Consider the following 9,908-nt stretch of genomic DNA (forward strand, 5'->3'; position numbering starts at 1 on the left):
CACGTAGCAGAAACGCAGCAGGGGACCAGAAGGTTCCCCGAATCCCGTGTCTCTACACGGCTTCGGGCACACTGAGTCAGCAACTCCGCATGGATCCCGAAGGTTCCCACCGGTCCGCACCCACTACGTTCGCACGCCCCCCGAACCCATCGTTCACGCCCCCCGCATCCATTCCTGCATGACCGTCAGCAGGTGGTCCGGGTCGACCGGCTTGGTCACGTAGTCGGAGGCGCCGGACTCGATCGCCTTCTCCCGGTCGCCCTTCATCGCCTTGGCCGTCAGCGCGACGATCGGCAGCCCGGCGAACTGGGGCATGCGCCGGATCGCCGTAGTCGTCGCGTACCCGTCCATCTCGGGCATCATGATGTCCATCAGTACGACCGCGACGTCCTCGTGCTGCTCCAGCACCTCGATGCCCTCACGTCCGTTCTCCGCGTACAGCACCGACAGCCCGTGCTGTTCCAGGACGCTGGTGAGCGCGAACACGTTGCGGATGTCGTCGTCGACGATCAGCACCTTCTCGCCGCCGAACCGGATGCCGCGCACCGACTGCGGCGCCGGCTCCTGCTCCGCGGCCGACCAGCTGTCCTGCGGCACGGAAGGAGCGGGGGCGGACGCGGGGCGCGGCTCCGCCTCCGGCAGCGCCCTGCGACGGCGCCGGAACAGCGCGGCGGCGCCGTTCTGCGTCTCCCGGTACGACGCCACCTCGGCCGGCGTCTCGATCCGGACCTCCGGCTCCTCCTCCCGCGCGGAGACCAGTTCCCCGGCCTCCAGCGCGGCCACCGGCTGCGCGTACCCCTGCGGCGGCAGCTCACTGGGGTGCAGCGGCAGGTACAGCGTGAAGGTGGAGCCGCGCCCCGGCTCGCTCTGCGCGTGGATCTCGCCGCCCAGCAGCTGGGCGATCTCCCGCGAGATGGACAGCCCGAGGCCCGTACCGCCGTACTTGCGGCTGGTGGTGCCGTCGGCCTGCTTGAACGCCTCGAAGATCACCCGCATCTTGCTGGCCGCGATCCCGATGCCGGTGTCGGTCACCGAGAAGGCGATCAGGTCCGCGCCCGGATCGGTCATCGAGCCGGCCTCCAGGAGCTGCTCCCGGATGCGCTGCGGCACGTCGTCGCGGGCGGGCCTGATCACCAGCTCCACCGACCCGGAGTCGGTGAACTTCACCGCGTTGGAGAGCAGGTTGCGCAGCACCTGCAGCAGACGCTGCTCATCGGTGTGGAGCGTGGCGGGCAGCTCCGGGGAGACCCGCACGGACAGGTCCAGGCCCTTCTCCGCGGTCAGCGGCCGGAAGGTAGCCTCCACGTAGTCGACGAGCTGGACGAGCGCGATCCGCGTCGGGGAGACGTCCATCTTGCCTGCCTCGACCTTCGACAGGTCCAGGATGTCGTTGATGAGCTGGAGCAGGTCGGAGCCGGCCCCGTGGATCGTTTCGGCGAACTCGACCTGCTTCGGCGACAGATTGCCCTCGGCGTTGTCGGCGAGCAGCTTGGCCAGGATGAGCAGCGAGTTAAGCGGCGTACGCAGTTCGTGCGACATGTTGGCGAGGAACTCGCTCTTGTAGCGCATCGACACGGCGAGCTGCTCGGCGCGCTCCTCCAGGACCTGCCGGGCCTCCTCGATCTCGGTGTTCTTCACCTCGATGTCACGATTCTGCTGGGCCAGCAGCTCGGCCTTCTCCTCCAGTTCGGCGTTGGACGCCTGGAGCGCCTTCTGCCGCAGCTCCAACTCCTCCGACCGGTCCCGCAGTTGCTCGGTCAGCTCCTGCGACTGCTTCAGCAGCACCTCGGTCTTGGTATTGACCGAGATGGTGTTGACGCTCGTCGCGATCATCTCGGCGATCTGGTTGAGGAAATCCTTCTGGATGTGCGTGAACGGTGTGAACGACGCCAGCTCGATGACGCCGAGGACCTTCCCCTCGAACAGCACCGGCAACACGATCACCTGTGCGGGCGGCGCCTCACCGAGCCCGGAGGAGATCTTCAGGTAGCCGCTCGGCGCGTTCTCCACCAGGATCGTGCGCTTCTCCTGCGCGGCCGTACCGACCAGCGCCTCCCCCGGCCGGAACGAGGTCGGCATCGACCCCATGGAGTAGCCGTACGACCCGAGCATCCGCAGCTCGTACTGGTCCTCCCGCGCGGCGGCCGGCTCCTGGCCGTCGACGAACGGCATGGCGAGGAAGAACGCGCCGTGCTGCGCGGAGACCACCGGCGTCAGCTCGCTCATGATCAGTGAGGCGACGTCCTGGAGATCGCGCCGGCCCTGCATCAGCGCCGAGATCCGCGCGAGGTTGCCCTTGAGCCAGTCCTGCTCCTTGTTGGCGATCGTGGTGTCGCGCAGATTGGCGATCATCTTGTTGATGTAGTCCTGCAGCTCCGAGATCTCCCCGGAGGCGTCCACGTCGATCTTCAGGTTCAGGTCACCGCGGGTCACGGCGGTCGCCACGCGCGCGATGGCACGCACCTGCCGGGTCAGGTTCCCGGCCATCTCGTTCACCGACTCGGTCAGGTCCCGCCAGGTGCCGTCGACGTCACGCACGCGTGCCTGCCCGCCGAGCTGTCCCTCCGTGCCCACCTCGCGGGCCACGCGCGTGACCTCCTCGGCGAACGAGGACAGCTGGTCGACCATCGTGTTGATGGTCGTCTTCAGCTCCAGGATCTCGCCGCGCGCGTCGATGTCGATCTTCTTGGTCAGATCGCCCTTGGCGATGGCGGTCGTGACCATGGCGATGTTGCGCACCTGACCGGTCAGGTTGGACGCCATCTGGTTCACCGACTCCGTGAGGTCCTTCCACGTGCCGGAGACGCCGGGAACGTGCGCCTGGCCGCCCAGGATGCCGTCCGTGCCCACCTCACGGGCCACCTTGGTGACCTGCTCAGCGAACGAACTCAGCGTCTTGACCATGGTGTTGAAGGTGTCGGCGAGCTGCGCGACCTCGCCGCGCGCCTCGATCGTCACCGTCCGCGTCAGATCACCGTTGGCGACGGCCGCGGCCACCTGGGAGATGTTGCGCACCTGCATGGTCAGGTTCTTGGCCATGAGGTTGACGTTGCCGCTGAGGTCCTTCCAGATGCCCGTGATGCCCGGGACGTGCGCCTGGCCGCCCAGGATGCCCTCGGTGCCCACCTCGCGCGCCACGCGTGTGACCTGCTCCGCGAACGACGACAGCTGGTCCACCATCGTGTTGACCGTGGTGACCAGTTCGAGGATCTCGCCCTTGGCGTCCACGGTGATCTTCTTCGACAGGTCGCCCTTGGCGACGGCCGTCGTGACCTCGGCGATGTTGCGCACCTGGATGGTCAGGTTGTTCGCCATGAAGTTCACGGACTGCGTGAGGTCCTTCCAGGTGCCTGAGACCCCCTGCACCTCGGCCTGGCCGCCCAGGATGCCCTCCGTGCCGACCTCACGGGCCACGCGCGTGACCTGCTCCGCGAACGACGACAGCTGGTCCACCATCGTGTTGAGGGTGTTCTTCAGCTCCAGGATCTCCCCGCGCGCGTCCACGTCGATCTTCTGCGACAGGTCACCGCGCGCCACCGCCGTGGCCACCTGCGCGATGTTGCGCACCTGGGCGGTGAGGTTGCCGGCCATGCCGTTCACCGAGTCGGTCAGGTCCCGCCAGACCCCGGCGACCCCGGGCACCTGCGCCTGACCGCCGAGGCGCCCCTCCGTGCCCACGTCACGGGCGACACGCGTCACCTGGTCGGCGAAGGCCGAGAGCTGGTCGACCATCGTGTTGATGGTGTTCTTCAGCTCCAGGATCTCCCCGCGCGCGTCCACGTCGATCTTCTGCGACAGGTCTCCGCGCGCCACCGCCGTCGTCACCTGGGCGATCTGCCGCACCTGCGACGTCAGGTTCCCGGCCATGAAGTTGACGGAGTCGGTCAGTTCCTTCCACGTCCCCGAGACGCCGTCCACCCGCGCCTGACCGCCGAGGCGCCCCTCCGTGCCCACGTCCCGCGCCATCCGCGTGACCTGGTCGGCGAAGCTGGAGAGCTGGTCCACCATCGTGTTCACGGTGTTCTTCAGCTGAAGCATCTCGCCGGAGACGTCCACGGTGACCTTCTGCGACAGATCACCGTTGGCGACCGCGGTCGTCACCTGGGCGATGTTGCGCACCTGCCCGGTGAGGTTGCGGAACGCCGTGTTGACGGAGTCGGTCAGGTCCTTCCAGGTCCCCGCCGCGCCCGGCACCTGCGCCTGTCCGCCCAGCTCGCCCTCCACGCCGACCTCGCGCGCGACGCGCGTCACCTCGGCGCCGAAGGAGGACAGCTGGTCCACCATCGTGTTGACGGTGTTCTTCAGCTCCAGCATCTCGCCGGCCACATCGACGGTGACCTTCTGCGACAGATCACCGCTGGCGACCGCCGTCGTCACCGCGGCGATGTCCCGCACCTGCGTGGTCAGGTTCCGGAAGACGGTGTTGACCGAGTCCGTCAGGTCCTTCCAGGTCCCCGCCGCGCCCGGCACGTTCGCCTGGCCGCCGAGCTGCCCCTCGGCCCCGACCTCGTTGGCCACGCGCGTGACCTCGTCCGCGAAGATCCGCAGTGTCTCGGTCATCTGGTTGATCGTGTCGGCGAGCTGCGCGACCTCGCCGCGGGCCGGCACGGTGACCTTCCGCGACAGGTCACCGTTGGCGACCGCCGTGGTCACCTCGGCGATCCCGCGCACCTGCGCGGTGAGGTTCCCGGCCATCGTGTTGACGGAGTCGGTCAGCTCCTTCCAGACGCCGGCCACCCCCGGCACCCGGGCCTGTCCGCCCAGCTCGCCCTCGGTACCGACCTCCCGCGCGACGCGCGTCACCTCGGAGGAGAACGCGGAGAGCTGGTCGACCATCGTGTTGACGGTGTTCTTCAGCTCCAGCATCTCGCCGGCCACGTCCACCGTGACCTTCCGCGACAGATCGCCCTTGGCGACCGCCGTCGTCACCAGCGCGATGTCGCGCACCTGTGCGGTCAGCCGGTACGCCATCGTGTTGACGGAGTCCGTCAGGTCCTTCCACGAACCCGACATGCCCCGCACGCGTGCCTGTCCGCCCAGCTTGCCCTCGGTGCCGACCTCACTGGCCACGCGCGTGACCTCGTCGGTGAACGTCGACAACTGGTCGACCAGGTTGTTGACCGTCCGCCCGACCTTCAGGAACTCGCCGCGCAGCGGATGGCCCGCACCGTCCGGCACCTGCGTCCGCAGCTCCATACGCGGCGACAGATCGCCCTCCGCGACGGCCGACAGCACCCGCCCGACCTCGGACACGGGCCGTGCGAGATCGTCGACCAGCGCGTTGGAGTGGTCGATCGCGGCGGCCCAGGAGCCCTCGCAGACCCCCGTCTCCAGCCGCTCCGTGAGCTTGCCCTCACGCCCCACCGTGCGCCGCACGCGCGCCAGCTCGCCCGTGAGGTGCAGATTGCGGTCGGCGACCTCGTTGAAGACGGCCGCGATCTCGGCCATCACGTCGTCCCCGGTCACCGTCAGGCGCCTGCGGAAATTGCCGTCCCGCATGGACACCAGAGCCGCCAGCAACCGGTTCAGGGACGCCGTGTCCACGACAGTGGTCCCATTGCGCCCTTTGCCCTGATTATTCGGGGACTGTCCGCTTTTCGCGCGCGCTTTAGTGCCCCGCGTCGCTGCGCCAGACTCCACTGTGTCCCTCCCGCAGGGGTCGACCGTTACCGCCGTGCCCGGCTACCACTTCCCGGCGTACCGGTTACTTCCGCGTACTTCCTGTGCTGCCGCACTCCCGCCCGGCCCGCCGAGCCACCTCCAGGGCTGCTGCCCGCCGTACGCCGCCGACACTCGGCGTGCCGCAACCTTCACTGGAAGCTTGCCCAGTGTTTCACCCGGACCGAACCAGGCCATAACAGTTCGGCAGCTTCGCACACCGTCCGCACACCCTCTGGGCGGAAACACTGCAGACCGGCATCCGCACGGACGGCGAAGGTAAGTAACCTTGCATGCGGCTGTCCAGCCGTGCCGGAACCCCGGCCTGGGCGGTGGCACGAGACGTACGGGCATCGGAGGGGCGGCCGGACACATGACCACCGGACTGATGCCGGGGGAACAGCCCCCGGACCCCCAGCCGACGGACGGCCTGCCGCAACAGCGGCACGAGCCGGTCGGCGGCACGGCCCTGCACGGACAGAGAGGTTCGAGGAGTTCTGTGATCACCGCGCGCGCGGCCGCCAGCTTCGAGCCCGTCGGGCGATCGGTCGCGAGCGCCCGCTCCTTCGTCCGGGACACCCTCCAGGGCTGGGGCCACGCCGACATCGTCGACGACGCCGTGGTGCTGACCAGCGAACTCGTCACCAACGCCGTGGTGCACGCCGGCACCTCCGCCGACGTCGTCTGCCTGCGCAGCGACGAGGGCGTACGCATCGAGGTCGCCGACCGCTACCCGGAGCGGGAGGTTCCGCTCCAGGCGTCGGCCGTCAACATGGGCAGCCCCGACCGCGAGGGAGGCCGCGGCCTCCAGCTCTGCGCGGCCCTGGCCGACAGCTGGGGTGTCGAGTACACGCCCACCCACAAGACCGTCTGGTTCCGGCTCACCCTGCCCGAGCGCCCCGTCGGCACCCGCGCCGCCGGACCCGCCCTGCCGGCCGCGCTGCTCCCGCTGACCGACGGCCGCGTCCGCGTCGCCGTCGTCCAGATCGACCGGGCCGGCGCCATCACCGCCTGGAACGAGGACGCCGAGGAACTCTTCGGCTACCCGGCCGAGCAGGTCACCGGCAAGCCCCTGACCGACCTCGCCGCCTGGCCGCACACCCCCGGCACCAGCACCGGCATCGCCGAGGCCCTCCGCCTCTCCCGCTGGGAGGGCAGCTACGGCATCCGCGGCGCCCACGGCCGCGTCATCCCCGTCTACGCCTCCCACCTGCGGGTCCGCGACACCGGCGGCGAGCCGTCCACGGTCTGCCTCCTTGTCCGCGACCACGAGCGCGCCGTCCTCCAGACGCCGCTGCGGGTCCCCGCCACCGACACCAACACCTCCTCCGAGGGCGGCCAGAGCACCGACCCCTTCGAGGTCTTCATCGGCTCTCCCGCCCCGGACGACCTCGACGGTCTCCTGCAGCGCACCGTCGAGCGCGCCCGCGACATGCTCGACGGCGACGCCGCCTTCCTCCTCCTCGCCACCGACGACGAGACGGAGCTGGAGGTCCGCGCCTCCACCGGCCTGCCCTCCGCCCGCCAGCGCTTCGCCCGCGTCCCCGTCGAGGCCGGCCCCGGCCGCTACGGCTCGGCACGCATGCCCGCCGTCCACGACGACCTGACCGCCGTACCGGGCGCCGTCCCCCTCCTCAACGGCACCGGCATGCGCTCGGTCGTCACCGTGCCGCTCAAGGTCGAGGGCCGCCTCACCGGCTCCCTCGGCGTCGCCGCGGAGGGCGCGGGCCGCTACTCCAACGAGGAGGCGCTGCGCCTTCAGTTCGCGGCCGACCGCATCGCCCTGGCCGTCGAGTCCGCCCGCCTCGGCGAGCTGGAGCGGCTGCGCCGAGGCTCGCTCAGCTTCCTGGTGGAGGCCTCCGACCTGCTCGCCGGCACCCTGGACCGCGACCAGACGCTCGCGCTCATGGCCCAGATGACCGTCCCCACCCTGGCCACCTGGTGCGCCGTCTACACCATCGCCGACCAGGCGTCCGACCCGTATCTCTCGTACGTCCTGCACGAGGACGAGGAGCTGATCGACGGCATCAAGTCGCTGCTGGCCAAGGTCCCGCCGCCGGACCCGGTACCGACGCCGGGCGCCCGCGTCTGGTCCGCCCCCGCCGAGGTCGCCCACCAGGCGGCGCTGCGCTCCTCCATGCGCAGCCTGGGCCTCAGCGGCAGCCCCACCCGCCAGGTCACGCCGGGCATCGGCCCGACCCTCGCGACGGCCTCCGCGGTCGGCGGCGAGACGGTCGTTCTCCCGCTGGTCGCCCGCAACCGCGTCATCGGGATGCTGACCCTCGGCAAGCCCACCGACGACCACTTCCGCCAGGAAATCCTGGAACTGGCCGAGGACCTCTCCCGCCGCGCCGCCCTGGCCCTGGACAACGCCCGTCTCTACTCGGAGCGCACGGCCATCAGCCAGGCCCTCCAGCGCAGCCTCCTGCCCCCGGAACTGCTCCAGATCAACGGCGTCGAGGTCGAGGTCATCTACCGCGCGGCAGGCGAGGGCAACGAGGTCGGCGGCGACTTCTACGACCTGTTCACCATCCGCGACGGCGTCTACGGCTTCGCCATCGGCGACGTCTGCGGCACCGGCCCCAACGCGGCGGCCGTCACGGGTCTCGCCCGGCACGCCCTGCGTCTCCTGGCCCGCGAGGGCCTCAGCGGCCCCGCCGTCCTGGAACGGCTGAATTCCGCCATTCTCGACGAGGGGGCGCGCAGCCGCTTCCTCACACTGCTGTACGGCGAGATGCGCCCCCTGGAGGACGGCAGCGCCGAGCTGAAGGTCGTCTGCGCCGGCCATCCGCTCCCGCTCCGTCTCCGCCAGGACGGAACGGTCGAACCGGCGGCCGACCCCCAGCCTCTCCTCGGCGTCATAGACGATCTGGAGCTCTACGAGCAGACGGTCACGCTCGATCCGGGCGACGTCCTGCTCTGTGTGACGGACGGGGTCACCGAGCGCCGTGAGGGCACCCGCATGCTGGGCGACGACGGCCTGGCGGACGTTCTGACGACGTGCACGGGTCTCACGGCCGGTGCGGTGGCGGCGCGGATCATGCGCGCGGTCGAGCGGTTCGCGTCGGACGCCCCGTCCGACGACATGGCGATTCTGGCGATGCGTGTCCCCGAGCCGCACAAGGACTGACGACCAGAGGGCATGAGAAAGGCCCCGCCCGAAGGGCGGGGCCTTTCTCTGTCGGAGCCCCCAAACGGAATCGAACCGTTGACCTTCTCCTTACCATGGAGACGCTCTACCGACTGAGCTATAGGGGCCTGTCGCTTTTCGAGGTTTCCCCCGCGGCGACGAAATAGATCATACCCCGAACAGCGCCGTGCTCCCAACCGCGTCAAAAGGCGGTCTGCAGCAGTCCCCCGAGCGCATTGCACGCGGACACGATCCGCTGCATGTCCCGTTTGGTGAGGGTCGCGTCGACGGGCAGCGCGAGTGTCTCGTCGGCGGCCCGCTCGGTCTCCGGCAGGGCGACACAGCTGCGGAATTCGGGCAGCCGGTGCGCGGGCGTCTTCACCGGCACCCGGCAGTCCACGCCTCGGCTGCGCACGGCCCGCGCGAAGGCGTCCCGGTCTGGCCGACCGTTGCCGAGCACCCGCACGACGTACTGCCGGTAGGTGTGCCCGTTGCCGCCGTCGGGCGTGTGTACTCCCCGGAGCCTCGCGTCCAGGTACGCGGCCCGCTGCCGCCGCTGCGCGGTCTCGTCGTACGGCCCGTCCGGCTCGTCCTCCTGGAGCACCAGCAGTCCGTGCCGCTGCCCGAGGCCGTGCAGGCGGTCCATGTCCGCGGGCCGGCCGAACCGGTGGACGGCGACGACGGCCGCGGTCCGGGGTCCGACGGCGGCTTCGACGGCGGACGGATCGAGGCAGTAGGTCACCGGATCGATGTCCGCGAACACCGGCATCGCGCCGGCGAGGGCGACAGCCTCGGCGACTTCCGCGTTACCGAAGGCCGGTACGACGACCTCGTCGCCGACTCCGACACCGGCGGCCCTGAGCATTGCTGCAGTACCCATGCCGTGGATGGTGGTTGCGCGACGTGAACACGAAGTGACGCAGAACAAAAAAGGGCTGGTCCCGGAACGAAAGTTCCGGGACCAGCCCTTTTGAAGAATTGTTCGGCGGCGTCCTACTCTCCCACAGGGTCCCCCCTGCAGTACCATCGGCGCTGTAAGGCTTAGCTTCCGGGTTCGAAATGTAACCGGGCGTTTCCCCTACGCTATGACCACCGAAACACTATGAAACTGTCAACCGCA

The 9,908-nt window shown here is 69.7% G+C and carries 3 protein-coding genes, 1 tRNA gene and 1 rRNA gene; 1 reads left to right on the plus strand and 4 read right to left on the minus strand.

All coding sequences use genetic code 11. The features are described from left to right. Positions 1-153: 153 nt before the first annotated feature. Positions 154-5,640, minus strand: a complete 5,487-nt coding sequence (locus UW392_RS44180; protein ID WP_320780965.1) for a HAMP domain-containing protein — start codon at positions 5,638-5,640, stop codon at positions 154-156. Positions 5,641-6,031: 391 nt separating this feature from the next. Between UW392_RS44180 and UW392_RS44185 the strand changes: the two genes are divergently transcribed. Beyond that, complete coding sequence (locus tag UW392_RS44185) at positions 6,032-8,788, plus strand: SpoIIE family protein phosphatase (RefSeq protein WP_320780966.1); 2,757 nt, start codon at positions 6,032-6,034, stop codon at positions 8,786-8,788. A 55-nt stretch (positions 8,789-8,843) separates the two neighbouring features. On the opposite strand, the gene UW392_RS44190 is transcribed toward UW392_RS44185, so the two are convergent. From UW392_RS44190 to rrf, 3 genes are all read right to left on the minus strand, one after another. Next, positions 8,844-8,916 (minus strand) — tRNA-Thr (locus UW392_RS44190). A gap of 74 nt (positions 8,917-8,990) precedes the next feature. Further along, entirely contained in the window at positions 8,991-9,653 is a 663-nt protein-coding gene (locus UW392_RS44195) for a DegT/DnrJ/EryC1/StrS family aminotransferase (protein WP_320780974.1), read from the minus strand. Positions 9,654-9,768: 115 nt separating this feature from the next. Beyond that, a 5S ribosomal RNA gene (gene rrf / locus UW392_RS44200) occupies positions 9,769-9,885 on the minus strand. Between the last annotated feature and the right edge of the window lie 23 nt (positions 9,886-9,908).

This window comes from Streptomyces sp. CRN 30, assembly GCF_034105845.1.

Bases quoted from the DNA above. Each gene is read 5' to 3' on its own strand.
- UW392_RS44185 (WP_320780966.1), top strand. From the start codon at position 6,032: ATGACCACCGGACTGATGCCGGGGGAACAGCCCCCGGACCCCCAGCCG.
- UW392_RS44195 (WP_320780974.1), bottom strand. From the start codon at position 9,653: ATGCTCAGGGCCGCCGGTGTCGGAGTCGGCGACGAGGTCGTCGTACCG.